This is a genomic window from Paenibacillus sp. FSL H7-0323 (genome assembly GCF_038002725.1).
Classification (GTDB): Bacteria; Bacillota; Bacilli; order Paenibacillales; family Paenibacillaceae; genus Paenibacillus_AQ; species Paenibacillus_AQ odorifer.
On sequence record NZ_JBBODB010000001.1, the window covers coordinates 1,209,945 to 1,226,476 of the forward strand.

The window sequence follows — 16,532 nt, forward strand, 5'->3', positions numbered from 1 at the left end:
TAAAAACAGGTATCCCACATTTATGGGATAGTGAATGTAAACCATATCCGTATAATTGAGAATGGTTCTTAATTATTTCTATTATATAGGATGCGGTGATAAAATGCAGAGAAAAGAAGATATTGTAGTCGTCGGTGGATATGGCCATGTAGGGCGTACCATTTGTGAAATCTTAGAGAAAAAATATCCTGGAAAAGTATATGCTGCAGGGCGAAGTCTTGTAAAAGCAAAGCAATTCAGTCAAGCAACTGATGGGAAAATTAAGCCGATGCAGTTGGATATTAATAAACCTTTACCTACTGATAAGTTAGAACGAGTGAAATTAATCATTATGTGCTTAGATCAAACGGATACGGATTTTATAAGAGCTGTGTTTCGAAGCGGTATTCATTATGTGGATGTATCTGCGAACGGTTTGTTTTTGAATGAAATTGAGAAATACAAGAGAGAAGCTGAAGACAATGGGTCAAGTGCTGTCTTAAGCGTAGGACTTGCTCCCGGCATCACTAATCTCCTGGCCCTTGAAGCAGAGCGGCAGATGGATCAGATTGAGGAGATAGAAATTGCGATTATGCTCGGATTAGGTGATTCTCATGGCAAAGCGGCGCTAGAATGGACAGTTGACAGTTTAGCAGCTAAGTTCGAAGTGAAGCAGGATAATCGCCAGGTTGAGGTGGAGAGCTTTACAGACAGAAGGTTGTATCATTTTGGTGATGAGATGGGTAACCGATATGCTTACCGTTTTCCATTTTCAGATCAACAGACACTTAGCAGAACACTGAAATCATCGTCTATCTCTACACGATTTTGTCTTGATTCAGCTCTAGTTACTAAAATACTGGCAATAACGAAAAGAACTGGAGCCGTTCGCTTACTGCAAATAGGCTGGCTGAAGAATTCAATTGTTCGTGTTATGGGGCGGCTGCATTTGGGGGATGATGGGTTCGCTATTAAGGTTGAAGCACATGGAAGAAATTCAGAAGGTAAATTACTTCATGCGGATTTTTTATTACAAGGAAAGAATCAATCTATCATTACGGCAAAAGTAACAGCGGCAGTAGCAAAACATCTATATGATTCACCACCCCCAGGTGGAGTTTACCATATTGAGCAGATGACTGATATAGCGTATATACAGAAGGAATTAGGATCAGCCATTTCTCTCAAGACTGCGGTAAACTAGTATAATATTAATCATATAGAAAGGGGCGTCTTAGAATGAATAGAAAAGATTGGGAGCTGTTGAACGGTCATAAAGCGGGCGTGTTTTGGTTCACAGGATTATCAGGTTCAGGAAAAAGTACACTAGCACAACAAGCTGAAAAAGAATTGTTTAAGCAAGGCATCCGATGTGCTGTGATCGACGGCGACCAGCTAAGGAAAGGTTTGAATATTGATTTAGGCTTTTCAGAAGAGGATCGTAAAGAAAACATGCGTCGCGCAGCCGAAGTAGCATCTATGTTTTTGGAACTAGGCTTTATAGTGCTTGTCCCGATGATTTCACCTTCTTCAGCTGCTAGAGAAGCGATTAGATATCGTTTTCAGTCTGGCGAGTTTGCAGAGGTTTATGTGCAATGTTCATTAGAAACCTGCGAACAACGTGATCCTAAAGGGCTGTATAAGAAAGCTAGAAAAGGTGAAATTCGTGAGTTTACAGGTATTGATGCTATTTATGAAGCCCCTGAACATGCCGAATTGACAGTTAACACAGAGATTTACGATATGGAGAGCAGTGTGAATCTGCTAGTTGATTTTGTTACACATAATTACGCTAAAAAGATATAGAGGGAAGTTAACAGAAGCCTGGTCAAGTCGGGCTTCTTTTTTTGCATTCTCAAATGGAATTATATCGCAGAAAAGGGATCAAGGTGCTACAATATGAATGAATAAAATAATATTCATTCATATTGATGGATCTTATTCAAAATATGCATATATGGAGGGGTTCAAATGAAAAAAGTTACTGCATTTATTGGGAATCAACAAAAGCATGCGACCTTTGAAGCGGTTTGTGAATTTGGCAATAATTTAAAAGCATATGGTGATATTGAATTTGAGTATGTCTTTTTAAAAAATTATCGGCTTGAATATTGCCGGGGCTGCAAGATATGTTTCAATAAAGGTGAGGAATATTGTCCACTAAAGGATGATCGCGATGTATTGATGGAGAAAATGATCCATTCTGACGGAATTATTTTCGCCACGCCTAATTATGCATTTCATGTATCGGCACCGATGAAGAACCTCTTGGACCGGCTTGCTTTTGTATTTCATAGACCTCGATTCTTCGGGAAAACCTTCACGGCTATTGTCAATCAGGGGATCTTTGGAGGCAGCAAAATTGTGAAATACCTTAGTAATATGGGCGAGAATTTCGGATTTCAAGTTACAAAAGGCTGTGTCTTGACTACTTTGGAGCCAAGAACAGAAGTTGCGCAGAAAAAAATGACGAGAGAAATAAAGAAAGCCTCCAAAAGATTCTATAAGGACCTTATGTCGCCCAAGACTCCAGTTCCTTCTTTTCTCAGATTAATGCTGTTTCGAATGTCACGTACAAGTATAAAAACAATGCTTGATGATCATTCCAAGGATTATCGTTATTACAAAGAACAAGGCTGGTTTGAGTCGGGTTATTATTATCCTGTTTCATTGGGTCCTATAAAAAGGACAGCGGGTCTGATCTTTGACTTTATTGGGAAACGTATGGCGAAGAATTCGTAACCATAAAGACACTTCTCCGTATAAGATATGAACATGACCGACAATTAACCAAAAGAGAAGTTGAGGTAATCCACCTATGAATGTGAATGTAACCGATCATGCCGATTCAGCCTATTCGCTAGCTGAGCAGAGGGCGGCTCAGTATTTTGTTTCACTGCACATGCAGTTCAAAGAAAAAACTTATGTATCTACTCTCACTGAAGATATTCAATTATGGAAAAAACATCATATTCATCGCCGCTCATGGTTGTCATTTTTCTCTAGAGGGAAAAGGAAACCTGATTCGCAGGATTATCATAGGTATATAGGCTGGCTGAATCTTAACGGTAAATTGGATGATTATTTAGATCGCAGCGTGTCCTATTTATATATGAGGGATCTGGGCAAAGCCTTGGATTCTACTGATACACAAAACAGGATTCAGCGAATGGTTGCTGACATTAGATCTCAATTGATCCCAGACGATTCAACAACGATAAGAGATCAATCGGAATTTATGAGTTTGGCAGGAGTATATCGCTGGGCGCAGAAAGAAGGCGTCGAGACCGCCACCATCTGGGTGATCGACAAGCTAAAGAACGTATCAACCCATATTCCGCAGGAAATGAATGCCGAACAAGCGCAGCGTAAGTTAATTAAGATCATTATCGGGGTCATTCTGCATGTAATGGAGGAAATGGGGGAGAGTACCCCACCTTTGGAACGTTCTAAGAAGCTTAGTGAAGCCATTAGACTTGGTTATTCTTATGGGCTGACTTACCCTTTTATTGATGATCTTCTCGATTCCAGTGTCTTAACGGTTCAAGAAAAAGAGCAATTTTCCCTCATGATACGCGACGCTATCCTTACTAGATCTGTGCCTGAGCTTGGAGAATGGTCCGGAGAGAACATGGAATTCATTCGATACGTACATTCGGAGCTTAGTGAAGCTTTCGAATATATTAAAAGCTATCAACGTCCAGAAATGCAGAACATATTTTTCGAGCAATCCTTTGTGTTTTTTCAATCTCAGGAGCTGGACCGTGTTAAGGAACTTTCCAACGCTAATTACACCAATGAAGAGCTTTATATCCCCATTATCTTAAAATCCTCTTCTTCCCGTTTAATTGTCCGATCCGTTATTAGTGCACCTACAGATGATGGATTTGATCAACGCACTTTTTATTATGGTCTTTACAATCAACTGGCTGATGATTTTGCAGATATGTTTGACGATATGAAAGAGGGAGCGGTAACGCCGTATACCTATTTTCTGAAATACCGTGATCAACGTTCAGATTTGATAAACCCTTTTGAATTATACTGGACCGTCATCTCTCATCTAATCCATTCCGTATATCACTCCGATGCCAAAACCCGTGAAGTGATTCTAGATCGAGCAATTAACGGTTTGAAGCGTTGTAAAGAACGTCTGGGCACTGAAAAGTATAAAGAGATTATGGAGATCTTTGCTTCGGGTCAACCCGAATTTAATCGTCTCGTGCAGCAAATGGTGTTGAAAGCTGATGATGTGGATTTTTTTGACAAACTACTAAGAGATCAAATGCTTACGAATTTAAAAAACAACAAGCAGGAAAAGGTGGATTTTCACAATACGATTCAAAAGGTTCGTGGTGAAATCAACAATCAATTGCCAATTAATAAACCTGTTGGGACACCAGCTATGAAAGAAATGTTAATTGATGCAGCCAATTATAGTTTAGAGGGTGATGGCAAGCGAATACGACCTATTCTGACTTGGGTTATGGGGGTGAACGAATACGGATTAGACAGCGCGGCAATTGTGCCGCTTTTGAGGTCTTTGGAATATATGCATACTGCATCCTTAATTTTCGATGATCTGCCCTCTCAGGATAATGCCCCCACTCGAAGAGGCCGTTCAACTCTACATGAGGTGTATAATAGCGCAACGGCGGAATTGACAGGACTCTTTCTAATTCAGAAGTCGATTGAGGAACAGGCATCCCTTTCTACATTCGATGCTAAATCCGTAATTGCTTTAATGCAATATTCAGCTCAAAAGGCGGAAGATACCTGCATGGGGCAAGCGATGGATTTGAATTCTAAAGGGAAAGCATTGACGCTAGAGCAATTAAATATGATTTGTTTCTATAAGACGGGCATTGCGTTCGAAGCTTCACTAGTTATGCCAGCGATTCTCGCACAGATTAAGGAGACAGAAATTGAAGCTTTGAAGAAATTTGCTTATCATGCGGGGATTGCTTTTCAGATTAAAGATGATTTACTCGACTTGGAAGGGGATTTACAATTACTGGGTAAGCCCACAGGGCAGGATGTTGAGAATAACAATGCAACGTTTGTCTCCATTCTGGGTTCAGAAGGCGCTAGAAAAGAGATGTGGGAGCACTATTGTCTTGCCATGGAGGCGCTAAAAGAGATTCCCCGCAATATCAATTTTTTAAAACATCTATTGAATTATATGGTTAATCGTGATCGATAAATATGAAAATGGAGTGTTGGCATCTTTGCCAGCACTTTTTTATGAAAAAAATCAATCGTTTTTACGTTCAACTCCGTCTTACTTATAAGAACATCAGAACGATGACTTTATCCTAATACCGACACTGACAAAAAAAGAGGGGGTGTGGTGAGTGGTGGATAGGACGATGGACGAGGTCAGAATGGTTGATTTTGCCCGAATGGATGAGGAAGTTTTCTTTAAACGCCTGTATGTGGAGCATCGGAAAATGTACACCGTCGCTTATAGTTATCTACGGACAGAAGCGGACGCGTTAGAAGTTGTACAAGAGGCTTCATGTCGAGCCTGGATGAAACGTAAGAAGCTTAAAGATGAACAGTCATTTACACCTTGGTTGATTCGAATTACGATCAATTGCTGTATGGATGAACTACGACGAAAAAAACGAGTGATTCCTACGGAGAAGCTGGCAGAGGTTGCAACTCAGGAAATGAAAAGTAACGACCGGATTGATCTGGAACGTGCTCTGAACCGATTAAAGCCCAAATATCGGCATGTGGTACTTCTTAAATATTACAATGACATGACTACAATCGAAATCGCAAAAGTGCTAAAAAAACCTGAAGGTACAATCAAAACCTGGTTACGCGAGGGACTTAAACAGCTTCGTAATGTGCTGAAGTGATATGGGAGGTGAACGGAGTGACAGATAAAGAAGATCGTATTTTGCAGAAAAATGTTGATGAAATGAATCAGAATACTGAAACTTTACAGGAAATGAAAATTTATAACGCGATGCGAAAGGGAATTATGGAAGGAAAAAAACGTGAGAAACGCCGCGTTTATACCGCAGGTTTGGGAGTGATCGCAGCTGCAGCCGCAGCCCTTTTATTTACATACTCTTCAATCGGGTTACCGGCCAAGGAAGTGGCTGAACCTTCAGTTCAAACCGCCAGCCCTAAAAATACAGATGATTTTGCAGCTTATCGTTCATTTTCAAGGTTAGAACCAGCGCTTGCTAGTGCTCTGGAAGAGAATCTCGTGATGCCGGTGGGTCAGAGCGCGGAAAACAAGGGGTACCGAGTGGATGTAACTGGTGCAGTAACAGATGGAAGGAAGGTGTATATTCTATACAGTGTTCAGAACAATACAGACAAAGAAGTTATACATGCGAATTTTGCGCTTCAATATGAAGGCATACAGGAGTCGAATCTACATAAAGGTGCTGCACTAAGTATGCTTGCCAGCGATAACCGAATTCAACCAGGCCAGTCTAAGGATTTTATATACACTACTAGTCTTTCACCAACGGTTAAATATCCAAAGGAAGTAAACTATAATGTCATTCTCACTGAAACTTCAGATAAGGCGCTACAATCCAGTAGTAATAAGTACCGGACTAATCTGGATGTTGCTTTCGAACTTAATCCTGATATGCTCAAAGCACAGGAAAGAATTCTAAAAACGGATAAAACGCTGACAGTTGACGGGCAAAAGATTAAAGTGAATCTAGTGCAATATACACCGCTTAGTACCTATGTAGATTTGGAGTATGATCTGAACAATGATAAACAAATTTTCCAATTGATTAATCCAGTTCTGATTAGTACAAATGGGGGAGCTACCGAAAAATTATTTTACCCCGACATCATCAACTCTGACAATTCTGAAGTCTATTCGGACAACACCAAGTTTACACTGGTGTTCAGGAACAGCCAGAGCAGTCTAAACCGTCAGCCAGACACCGTTTCATTAAAAACCTTTGGTATCTCGGCAGTGGAAAAGAATAAAATGAAAATTGTTGTCGATCTCAATAAGCAGCAAATCATTGAAGCACCGGGAAGTGGCCTTGAGCTTGTTGTTCCAACGCAAGAGAATTATGCAGATGAAGGAGAGATCTTGTTGCGGCATACAATTACTGATGCCGAATATTTAAAATACTACACTAGACTTGCTGAGACTTTTACTGATGCGGAAGGAAATGTGCATAAAAGAGCAATCAAAACAACTTCGGCAGGAAACTTCGGTGGCTACATGACTTCAAAGGAGGGTACAGCCGTGGATGAAATGCGTTATACTTTTGGAAAGGGAGCGAAAGATTATCCTCAACCCCTAACGATTACGCTAGAGAAATATATTAATCCGATTATGGATACGCAAGCCGTAGAGTTATTTTCTAAGTAATAGATTAAGCTTAACGATTAATAATCTTGTATTTGTTGTAATCCTATAGGAGGTAGTTATGCGTAAATATAACACTGTAATCTTTGATGTGGATGGAACCTTAATTGATACAGAAATCGCTGTTCTGAGTTCTCTGCAAAAGATGTTAAAGGTGGATCATAACAGAGAGTATGAATTGTCAGAGCTCTATTTTGTGTTAGGTATTCCCGGTTCAGCTTCATTACCACAACTTGGGATCGAAGATATTCATGAGGGCAATGAGAGATGGAATGTTTTCATGAAAGATTTCTATGATACTATTAACATCTTTGACGGAATTGTAGATGTAATGAGTTCATTACAGTCAAAAGGGATCGTTCAAGGAATTGTGACTTCCAAGACAAGAGATGAGCTAAATGACGATTTCGTTCCATTTGGCTTAACTAAATATTTATCATATACCGTTATCGCAGAAGATACAGCAAAGCATAAGCCACATCCAGACCCCTTGCTAGAATTTATTAGAGTATCAAAAGCAAACCCTGAATCATCTATTTACATAGGGGACACGATCTATGATTATGAATGTGCAAGAGATGCTGGTGTCGATTTTGGATTAGCTTTATGGGGATGCAAGCAGCATGAGCATATTCCCGCGAAATATAAATTTGAAACTCCGCAGGATATTTTAAAGCTGCAATTGTAAAGTGAATAGGGTGAATATATAGCAGAGCGGCATTTTGCCCTCTGTTTTTTTAATGGAAAAACCTTCATTGTATGTTCTTAACATTGACTCTTCTCTATCTTATCGTTAATATTACCTCTGTGCTTCATTGCCCAAAAGCCTAAAAGCTTAAAAGCTTAAAAGTAAGGAAGCACCGCAATCTCCGAATTTTATCCCAATCACAATGTTAAGGAGCACTATCGTTATGGACCGTCAGCTTAGTTTTTCAAAAAGTATGATTATCATCGCTTTTATTTTCGCACTTCTTTTTGTATCTATTTTCCTATTAAAAGCAGAACCTCATATCCCTCTTCTCGCAACCACAGTTGGCACAGCAGTCTTATTGGGTTTATTTGGCGTGTCATGGAAAGATATTGAGGCAGCTATCATTAAAGGCATCCAAACAGCTATAATGCCCATTCTTATCCTCATGTTGATCGGAATATTGATCGCTGTATGGATGATGAGTGGTACGGTGCCTACACTTTTATTTTATGGTATGGATTATATTAATCCGAACTACTTTGCAGTAAGCGCGTTATATGTCACAATTGTCGTCTCTATGTTTACTGGAAGCTCATTCACCACCGTTAGCACGATCGGCGTAGCTTTGATGGGTATTGCTTTGACGACAGGGATTTCTCCCACACTTGCTGCTGGAGCGATCATTTGCGGAGCTTGTTTTGGTGATAAAATGTCACCCTTATCCGATACGACGAATTTTGCACCTGCAGTGGTAGGTATATCCTTGTTCACACATATTCGTAATATGATGTACACAACGATTCCAGCGCTTATTATAACTACTGTCTTTTTCTTGTTCGCACCAAAAGCCGATGCGATTGATTTATCGTCGATTCAAGGGATTAAGTTTGCTCTACAAGATGGATTTCATATCCACTGGTTAACGTTGATCTCACCACTTGCCGTTATTATTTGCTCAATCAAACGAATCCCAATCCTTCCTACACTGATAGTTGGTATTGTTACTGGTCTTCTAGTGACCGCTATTATTCAGCAGCAGGCAGAAATCGGTGTCTGGTTCAGTGTGATGCAGAATGGATACGAAAGTACTATTGCCAATGAAACCGTTGCTTCTATCGTTAACCGAGGTGGAATGCAATCAATGATGAGTTCCGTTTCACTTATCTTGATTGCTTTATCATTAGGCGGGCTAATACAACATTGTGGTGTCATAGAGGCTTTTTTTCGCAAAATCATTCAACCCCTCAAACGTAAAAGCAGTATCGTGCTTATGAGCGGCGCATCATCCATTGCGGTTAATGGGATGACTGGTGAACAGTATCTTTCTATTTTGTTGCCTGGTCAAATGTTCAAAGATGAATATAATCGCCGAGGCATTCCAGCAAAGACACTATCCCGTACGTTAGAGGATTGTGGAACCCTTGTTAATCCTTTAATTCCTTGGGGAGTTAGCGGTGCTTTTTTCGCTGCTACACTAGGTGTGCCGGTAATTGAATATATACCTTATGCCACCCTTCTGTGGTTAAGCCCATTCATCACGTTTGCGTATGCTTTGATCCCGCAGCTGCAAAAGAATACGCTAGGCTAACCTTCTCTGAAAGAATGTATTTATTGAACGGATATAAAGAATAATAAGAGTGATTTCTGATTTATATCTGGGGAATTCAGCGGGGGTATTGCTAGTGAGTCGCAATAAGTTGCAGGATAGAATCAGGTTAGCAAATGTCGAGACTAAACATGCAGAGCAATTTAATAATTTATTACGTTATGTATTTCAAGTGACGAATCGTGATTTACAAATCTTTGGTTGGGAAAATCGTGAAATCACCCAAGCGAAGCTGCCAGTTCTAAAGTATGCTGATGTGGTCGGTTGGTTTGATGGTGATAAATTGATTTCACAGTTAGCAGTATACCCATTTCAAGTAAATATTTTTGGGCGAATTTATGAGATGGGTGGCCTGACGGGTGTTGGAACCTATCCCGAATATGCTAATTTAGGTTTAATGAATAAGCTGATGTTGCATGCATTAACTAAAATGCGGGGCCGCAAGCAATCAATTTCTTATCTATTTCCGTATTCTATTCCGTATTATAGGCGGAAAGGCTGGGAGATCATTACCGATAAAATCTCATTTGAAGTTCCGGATACCCAGTTGCCGAAAACTAAAAAAGTTCCTGGGAACGTGGAGCGGGTAACTATTGAACATCCAGATATCAAGGAGATATATGATCAGTTCTCCATGCAGCATCATGGAGCTATGCTTCGAAATAAGTTGGCTTGGGAAGAATATTTACGCTGGGATCTGGATGAAATGACAGTGGGCATCTACTATAACAATGAAGATTTGCCCACAGGGTATTTGTTGTATTGGGTTGCTGAGGAGATCTTTTACATCAAAGAAATGGTATATATTAACGAAGAAGCTCGCGTGGGATTATGGAACTTTATAAGTGCACATTTTTCGATGATTACTCTTGTCAAAGGGGATATTTATAAAGGGGAGCCGCTTTTCTTCGTTTTAGATGATGGTGACATCAAGGAAACCATTGCTCCTTATTTTATGGCCCGGATAGTGGATGTGCAATTATTTATCGAACAGTATCCGTTTAAAAAACAGGATAAAGATGGTTGCCTTATCTTCACCTTGAGTGATCCGATGCTGGAATGGAACCGGGGTACATTTACACTTAATGTGGATAAAGATGGAACAGGTGTTTTGCACGCAGGAGGGACTAACCCTTCCTTGTTGATTGACATTCCTACTTTAACCACGATGTTAATGGGCTATAAGCGACCTACCTATTTGGCTAGGATCGGTCGGATCCAGGCAGATGAAGCTACAGTTCAATTCCTGGAAGGGTTAATCAGGCCAGAACATCCTTATTTCTCTGATTATTTTTAAAAAGCATACTCTAATGAGTGTGCTTTTTTGTACTTTTATAGTAGAATTGATTCTCGGCAACACTAAATGATATGGGGTGTAAGAATGGCGATTAATTTCACCAAACCAATGATCCAAAGGTTAGAACAAGAAATCATAGAGGTAGAGAGCAAGCTCAAAAACGTGAAGAACAAAAAAGAAAAATCCAAATTCAAAATTAATCAATTAGAACAGGATATGAAATTTAGCAAGTCTCACACAGATTTGAGCAGTAAAATGACGCGAATCAAAAAGCTTAACGATGAGATTAAGAACATGAATCGACTGCAAGCTGATCTTTCCAAAGAATTAACAGCAAAGAAAAACTCGTTAAAAAAACTCCAGGTAAATGCATCTATAGTGACCAGTGATCCTACTAAAGGATAATCGATCATTTAGACGCTAGAAAAGAATAACGTAAATAACGCTATAGCGTTCAGTTAACAGGTTAATTATAGGGAGCTACTACTATAATCAACCTGTTTTTTTGCTGTCTACTTATTCTTACAGCAGTGATTAGAATAAAAAATAAAAGAAAGGATTTAAAGTAAAATAATGGGAAGTTAAGCCGATATATTGGTGTGTGCTCCAAATACTTAAGTTTTTAAAGATGAAGTAGTACATAAAGACCTGAGGGGTCGAAAAAAGTAGTGCATTGGATGGTCTAAGTGTAAGAACTGGAGGTCATAAATGGCATTGGACAAAATGGTATTTAAAGAAGATGAAGTCGAACGCCTGCAGACAAAAATCAGACTGGTAAGCCAAGATACCAACCGGCTGTACTTGCAGCTGAGAGGTCAGACCAATAACTGGGGTGGTATTCCGCTAGGTTCAGATTTGATACGAGCTCAGACGCTTATCAATGAACTCACGGTAGAAGCTGAAAAGCTTGAAGATATTATTCGTCTTGCAGTAAAAGGTATTCAAAGTGCACAGGATGAGAACAAGAGGCAGGCTGATCAACTTTTTCAGCAATTTAGTACTCTTGGAGGGGTGTTCGGAAAACTTGGGGGAGGCAATGCAAGTGGGCAGTTTCCGATCCCAACGTATGCCCAAAAGATGGTCACGAATCTGATCACCTCGGTTGCCGCTTTAATGGGGCGGGATGAGTTGAATAGCGATCCTTTGGTGCAGAAACTCCAAACAACGGTTAAGAATTCCAGATTGGGAACGATCGACTCCATTACAGCCCATAGCAAGCTGAAGGATATCTACCAGGCACGGGATCAAATTGCAAAAGCGCAGACCGCATATAAAGTCTATCAAGCGTTTGGAAACAAGACTCAAATGGACGCAATGCATAACCTGGCGGAAGACGCACGCCAAAAGCTGAAATATCTAGGCATAGACGAAGTCCATTACCAAGCAGGTAAGGACCTAAGCGGTTATTTCAAGAAGCCAATGGTTATGGCGTGTGATTATGATCCGTCGATTACTACCAGCAGCGTAGCATTAGTTCAGAATGAATCGTATCTGCTGATGATCCGAATGGCGATGGAATCAGGAGAACAGGGAGCCTGGGCTAAGCGCCAACTCGTAGGGGAACGACTAAATATTCCACCGATGGAGCTGCCAGATGGGACACCGATTACCGCATATAACAATAAGAATGAGATAACACTCAACTATTTTAAAGCGCATGTATTAAAACCTAACGAAACCAATTCAATACTGGCGTATTATTCATGGTTGGAATCAACCTACGGAATGACCGAGTGGCGAAAAAAGTGGTACAAGCGGATGCGGTTACGCGGGCATTTGTAGGATCTCTTATCGAGGAAACCGTTATGGGTGTTGTGGATACAGTGACGTTTACATTCCATTTTGTCATAGACCCGGAGAAGACGACACAGGAAATGGCAGATACAGCATCTTATCTCATGCAACATCCAGAAGTATTGGCAGAAGCAGCGAAGAAGATGTATCATAACTTTAATGAGGGAACGCCGGAGGAAAAGGCTTCCATGCTGGGTGCAGCTGCTTCTGTATTGGTACCGGGGCTATCTGTGACTAAGGGTACAAAGGTAGGAAAAGTGGCCGATGGGGTACAAGATTTTACCACTAAAGCGATGGAAGGCGTGAAAGACCTTAATAAAGTCCTTCAGAATTCCGGTCACTTGGCTGAACTCCTGAAATTCAAGTCATTTTTAAGCACGCCAGAAGGTGTGCCTTTCAGTGTAGGAAAGATCCCCATGGATTCAAATTCACTGCCCAAAACATTTGTGCAGGAGCATTAAATAAATGAGATGAATGGGTTTGGGGATGTGAAAGGTGGTAAGATTGAGGGGACGGGTGAAGATGTACGAAAAACTGGTGCATACAACTCATCATATAACGGTCAGTCTGGTCAAGGTTTAGGTAAATTAGAAGGAAAAGAATTGAATGTGTCAGAAAAAGGTTTAAACATTGTCAAAGAGCATCTTTCACAAAATTTTGGGGATTTTCCTGAGAATTTAGCTATGATTAAAAGACTTGAAGATGCTTTAGCTAATAAGAAGAAAATATCAGGTGCAGATTCAAGTTTTTATATGCATGAGGTTTCAGAATCAACAATGATGAAAAAAGGAATTGATTATGATACTGCTCATGAGATGGCACTTCAAAAATATGATGTCTCTCGGTTTAGTGTGTATCATGCTGATATTATCAAATCAATGCCAGAAATATTTAATAAAAACTGGAGAAAGTTTTGGGGGTTAGATGAATGATTGCATTGGATAATTTAGGACAGTATCGTCGAGGGAGAATATGGATAAACGATTTGCCCGATAATAAATACAAGGTAATTGATAAATTAACGACTTCGGTTGAATTAAAACAAAGTATTCATATTAAACCTTCTAGTTTAGCCCTAGAACTTTTACTTTCTCGACGTGACATGAGTAACTATGCGTTCTTAGGTGTTAAATTTATCCCTAATAAAGAAAAAAGAGTAAATATTAGTGTTGATGTTAGTTTGGATGAAGATGAATTATTAAATGACCATATTGCAATGAAATCGGATAATGTTTTCGTTGGAATTCCAACTGAGTATGCTGAAGCCGTTTTAAGTACTGCAAAAAAAGTCATTGAAGAAGAGATATCTCAATTCTCTAGTGGCGATTTAGAATTTTATATTGGTGCTCACGGAGAGGTGGGCTCAAGCAAATTGTCATTCTCAAAAGTAACTGAGATAATTATAAAACTAATGATAGTCGAGCCTGACATTAAAAGTGTTAATCAAATAGAAGATTTGATTAGTAGTTATCTGCAGTCTTGACGTGGAGTTGGGGGACTTTAAAATGGTTTGTGTAAATTTATTATATTGTATATTTACTTGGAGGCTATCCAGTGACGAATGAACCCATCATTCAACCAATAACACATATAACCCATGTAATACCCGTATAAAGATTTCTCCATTTCGGTTGTACGCACATAAGATGCTTTAATTTTATAACCTAAATAACGCTATTCCGTTACATCGAACAGGTCGATTATGGTCAGATACCACCATGATTGACCTGTTTTTTGTTATGTTCGCTTTCTTGCGCTTTATTCAAATTTACTCGCAACTGTAGATTACCCTGTGGTGATAGTGAGAGAGAGGAAGACGGAATCGCACCTTTCAAGATAGATAGCACGACAACTATAGTAAAGGTGAAATGCAAAGAATAGGACTTTGTCCGTAACTTAACGAACACATGTAACGATGATTACGATGCAGGAAAGAAGTATGGTGACGACCAGTCAACATTAACAGGTAAGGTAACTAATTTGTTCTTCGATCACGTTTTGTGCGATGGATGCTTTTTAACGACAAAAGGCTCAAACTACCATAGACAGTCTCGAGGGATAACGATTTCCTGCTCTACTCACTGACTAACGTTTTCCGACTCCTTCCGTTGAGACTATTTGGTGTGAGCTTCGCCCTGAATTCATGCTTGCCATAGCCTAAATGACTTCTAACATCTCCTGAATCGTTTCTTTAAATAGATCCTTTAAGGCATTCTGCTCATTATTTGCAGAAACCAAATTACTCTCCTTGATAAACTCCCGCACTTGTTGTTTTGTCAAAGTCACATGTGTTTCCCCAACCCTTCTATTATTTTCATTTTAAGTTCTACGAAGAATTTCTAACAATATTAATTGAATAATATAAAGCATCAGATACAAGAATTAATCATATGCGTTCTGTAAAACAGGTTGATTATAGGGAGCTACTACTATAATCAACCTGTTTTTTTGTTGTCTACTTATTCTTACAGCAGTGATTAGAATTAAAAATTAAAAGAAAGGATTTAAAGTAAAATAATGGGAAGTTACGCCGATATATAGGTTAGGTGTGCGCTCCAAATACTTAAGTTTTTAAATATGAAGTAGTACATAAAGACCTGAGGGGTCGAAAAAAGTAGTGCATTGGATGGTCTAAGTGTAAGAACTGGAGGTCATAAATGGCATTGGACAAAATGGTATTTAAAGAAGATGAAGTCGAACGCCTGCAGACAAAAATCAGACTGGTAAGCCAAGATACCAATAAGCTGTACTTGCAGCTGAGAGGTCAGACCAATAACTGGGGTGGTATTCCGCTAGGTTCAGATTTGATACGAGCTCAGACGCTTATCAATGAACTGACGGTAGAAGCTGAAAAGCTTGAAGATATTATTCGTCTTGCACTAAAAGGTGTTCAAGGCGCACAGGATGAGAACAAGAGGCAGGCTAATCAACTTTTTCAGCAGTTTAGCACTCTTGGAGGGATGTTCGGAAAACTTGGGGGAGGCAGTGCAAGTGGGCAGTTTCCGATCCCAACGTATGCCCAGAAGATGGTCACGAAACTGATCACCTCGGTTGCTGCTTTAATGGGACGGGATGAGTTGAATAGCGATCCTTTGGTGCAGAAACTCCAAACAACGGTTAAGAATTCCGGGCCGGGAACGGTCGACTCTATTGCAGCCCATAGCAAGCTGAAGGATATCTACCAGGCACGGGATCAAATTGCAAAAGCGCAGACCGCATATAAAGTCTATCAAGCGTTTGGAAACAAGACTCAAATGGACGCAATGCATAACCTGGCGGAAGACGCACGCCAAAAGCTGAAATATCTAGGCATAGACGAAGTCCATTACCAAGCAGGTAAGGACCTAAGTGGGTATTTCAAGAAACCAGCGGTTAAGGCGTGTGATTATGATCCGTCAATTACTACCAGCAGCGTAGCATTAGTTCAGAATGAATCGTATCTGCTGATGCTCCGAATGGCGATGGAATCAGGAGAACAGGGAGCCTGGGCTAAGCGCCAACTCGTAGGGGAACGACTAAATATTCCACCGATGGAGCTGCCAGATGGGACACCGATTACCGCATATAACAATAAGAATGAGATAACACTCAACTATTTTAAAGCGCATGTATTAAAACCTAACGAAACCAATTCAATACTGGCGTATTATTCATGGTTGGAATCAACCTACGGAATGACCGAGTGGCGAAAAAAGTGGTACAAGCGGATGCGGTTACGCGCGCATTTATGGGATCACTTATCGAGGAAACCGTTATGGGTGTTGTGGATACAGTAACGTTTACATTCCATTTTGTCATTGAC

At 40.0% G+C, this 16,532-nt stretch carries 16 protein-coding genes; 15 read left to right on the plus strand and 1 reads right to left on the minus strand.

Annotated elements, in window-relative coordinates; all coding sequences use genetic code 11:
- Positions 1-103: 103 nt before the first annotated feature.
- The 14 genes from MHH89_RS05775 to MHH89_RS05840 all read left to right on the plus strand — a co-directional run bounded on the left by MHH89_RS05775 (position 104) and on the right by MHH89_RS05840 (position 14,213).
- Positions 104-1,183, plus strand: a complete 1,080-nt coding sequence (locus tag MHH89_RS05775) for a saccharopine dehydrogenase family protein (protein ID WP_076125756.1) — start codon at positions 104-106, stop codon at positions 1,181-1,183.
- Positions 1,184-1,218: 35 nt separating this feature from the next.
- Positions 1,219-1,785: an adenylyl-sulfate kinase gene (cysC, locus tag MHH89_RS05780; RefSeq protein ID WP_076190406.1), complete on the plus strand. Its 567-nt coding sequence runs from the start codon at positions 1,219-1,221 to the stop codon at positions 1,783-1,785.
- 165 nt (positions 1,786-1,950) lie between these two features.
- The gene (locus MHH89_RS05785) at positions 1,951-2,721 is read left to right on the plus strand and encodes a flavodoxin family protein (protein ID WP_076280673.1); all 771 of its coding nucleotides are present in this window, start codon (positions 1,951-1,953) and stop codon (positions 2,719-2,721) included.
- Positions 2,722-2,797: 76 nt separating this feature from the next.
- Positions 2,798-5,182 (plus strand): polyprenyl synthetase family protein, encoded by a 2,385-nt coding sequence (locus tag MHH89_RS05790; RefSeq protein ID WP_341086538.1) that lies wholly within the window; start codon positions 2,798-2,800, stop codon positions 5,180-5,182.
- Between the two features lie 166 nt (positions 5,183-5,348).
- Positions 5,349-5,846 (plus strand): RNA polymerase sigma factor, encoded by a 498-nt coding sequence (locus tag MHH89_RS05795; protein ID WP_076125874.1) that lies wholly within the window; start codon positions 5,349-5,351, stop codon positions 5,844-5,846.
- Between the two features lie 17 nt (positions 5,847-5,863).
- On the plus strand, positions 5,864-7,345 hold the full coding sequence (locus MHH89_RS05800) for a DUF4179 domain-containing protein (protein WP_076280671.1): 1,482 nt from the start codon (positions 5,864-5,866) through the stop codon (positions 7,343-7,345).
- A 58-nt stretch (positions 7,346-7,403) separates the two neighbouring features.
- The gene (locus tag MHH89_RS05805; RefSeq protein ID WP_076217545.1) at positions 7,404-8,030 is read left to right on the plus strand and encodes an HAD family hydrolase; all 627 of its coding nucleotides are present in this window, start codon (positions 7,404-7,406) and stop codon (positions 8,028-8,030) included.
- Positions 8,031-8,253: 223 nt separating this feature from the next.
- Entirely contained in the window at positions 8,254-9,621 is a 1,368-nt protein-coding gene (gene nhaC / locus MHH89_RS05810; protein WP_076217546.1) for a Na+/H+ antiporter NhaC, read from the plus strand.
- Between the two features lie 94 nt (positions 9,622-9,715).
- Positions 9,716-10,936 carry a GNAT family N-acetyltransferase gene (locus MHH89_RS05815; protein ID WP_076309392.1) on the plus strand — a complete coding sequence of 407 codons (1,221 nt, stop codon included), beginning with the start codon at positions 9,716-9,718 and terminating at the stop codon, positions 10,934-10,936.
- An 84-nt stretch (positions 10,937-11,020) separates the two neighbouring features.
- On the plus strand, positions 11,021-11,341 hold the full coding sequence (locus MHH89_RS05820; protein WP_076134909.1) for a hypothetical protein: 321 nt from the start codon (positions 11,021-11,023) through the stop codon (positions 11,339-11,341).
- 303 nt (positions 11,342-11,644) lie between these two features.
- Positions 11,645-12,718: a hypothetical protein gene (locus MHH89_RS05825; RefSeq protein ID WP_341086543.1), complete on the plus strand. Its 1,074-nt coding sequence runs from the start codon at positions 11,645-11,647 to the stop codon at positions 12,716-12,718.
- A complete protein-coding gene (locus tag MHH89_RS05830; RefSeq protein WP_341086545.1) occupies positions 12,670-13,191 on the plus strand; it encodes a hypothetical protein in 522 nt (173 codons plus the stop codon). The genes MHH89_RS05825 and MHH89_RS05830 overlap by 49 nt, the downstream gene beginning before the upstream one ends.
- A 9-nt stretch (positions 13,192-13,200) precedes the next feature.
- Positions 13,201-13,662 carry a hypothetical protein gene (locus MHH89_RS05835; protein WP_341086546.1) on the plus strand — a complete coding sequence of 154 codons (462 nt, stop codon included), beginning with the start codon at positions 13,201-13,203 and terminating at the stop codon, positions 13,660-13,662.
- Complete coding sequence (locus tag MHH89_RS05840; protein ID WP_341086548.1) at positions 13,659-14,213, plus strand: hypothetical protein; 555 nt, start codon at positions 13,659-13,661, stop codon at positions 14,211-14,213. Before MHH89_RS05835 ends, MHH89_RS05840 begins: the two co-directional genes overlap by 4 nt.
- Positions 14,214-14,887: 674 nt before the next feature.
- Here the strand turns inward: MHH89_RS05840 and MHH89_RS05845 are convergent.
- Positions 14,888-15,016: a hypothetical protein gene (locus MHH89_RS05845; RefSeq protein ID WP_256716452.1), complete on the minus strand. Its 129-nt coding sequence runs from the start codon at positions 15,014-15,016 to the stop codon at positions 14,888-14,890.
- Positions 15,017-15,387: 371 nt separating this feature from the next.
- On the opposite strand from MHH89_RS05845, the gene MHH89_RS05850 reads away from it, so the two are divergent.
- Positions 15,388-16,506, plus strand: coding sequence for a hypothetical protein (locus MHH89_RS05850; protein WP_341086550.1), 1,119 nt, complete (start codon positions 15,388-15,390; stop codon positions 16,504-16,506).
- The last annotated feature ends 26 nt before the right edge of the window (positions 16,507-16,532 follow it).

What these genes read in the sequence shown, in the direction of transcription:
- MHH89_RS05775 (WP_076125756.1), top strand. Translation starts at nt 104, where the DNA reads ATGCAGAGAAAAGAAGATATTGTAGTCGTCGGTGGATATGGCCATGTA.
- cysC (WP_076190406.1), top strand. Translation starts at nt 1,219, where the DNA reads ATGAATAGAAAAGATTGGGAGCTGTTGAACGGTCATAAAGCGGGCGTG.
- MHH89_RS05785 (WP_076280673.1), top strand. Translation starts at nt 1,951, where the DNA reads ATGAAAAAAGTTACTGCATTTATTGGGAATCAACAAAAGCATGCGACC.
- MHH89_RS05790 (WP_341086538.1), top strand. Translation starts at nt 2,798, where the DNA reads ATGAATGTGAATGTAACCGATCATGCCGATTCAGCCTATTCGCTAGCT.
- MHH89_RS05795 (WP_076125874.1), top strand. Translation starts at nt 5,349, where the DNA reads ATGGACGAGGTCAGAATGGTTGATTTTGCCCGAATGGATGAGGAAGTT.
- MHH89_RS05805 (WP_076217545.1), top strand. Translation starts at nt 7,404, where the DNA reads ATGCGTAAATATAACACTGTAATCTTTGATGTGGATGGAACCTTAATT.
- nhaC (WP_076217546.1), top strand. Translation starts at nt 8,254, where the DNA reads ATGGACCGTCAGCTTAGTTTTTCAAAAAGTATGATTATCATCGCTTTT.
- MHH89_RS05820 (WP_076134909.1), top strand. Translation starts at nt 11,021, where the DNA reads ATGGCGATTAATTTCACCAAACCAATGATCCAAAGGTTAGAACAAGAA.
- MHH89_RS05825 (WP_341086543.1), top strand. Translation starts at nt 11,645, where the DNA reads ATGGCATTGGACAAAATGGTATTTAAAGAAGATGAAGTCGAACGCCTG.
- MHH89_RS05835 (WP_341086546.1), top strand. Translation starts at nt 13,201, where the DNA reads ATGAATGGGTTTGGGGATGTGAAAGGTGGTAAGATTGAGGGGACGGGT.
- MHH89_RS05840 (WP_341086548.1), top strand. Translation starts at nt 13,659, where the DNA reads ATGATTGCATTGGATAATTTAGGACAGTATCGTCGAGGGAGAATATGG.
- MHH89_RS05850 (WP_341086550.1), top strand. Translation starts at nt 15,388, where the DNA reads ATGGCATTGGACAAAATGGTATTTAAAGAAGATGAAGTCGAACGCCTG.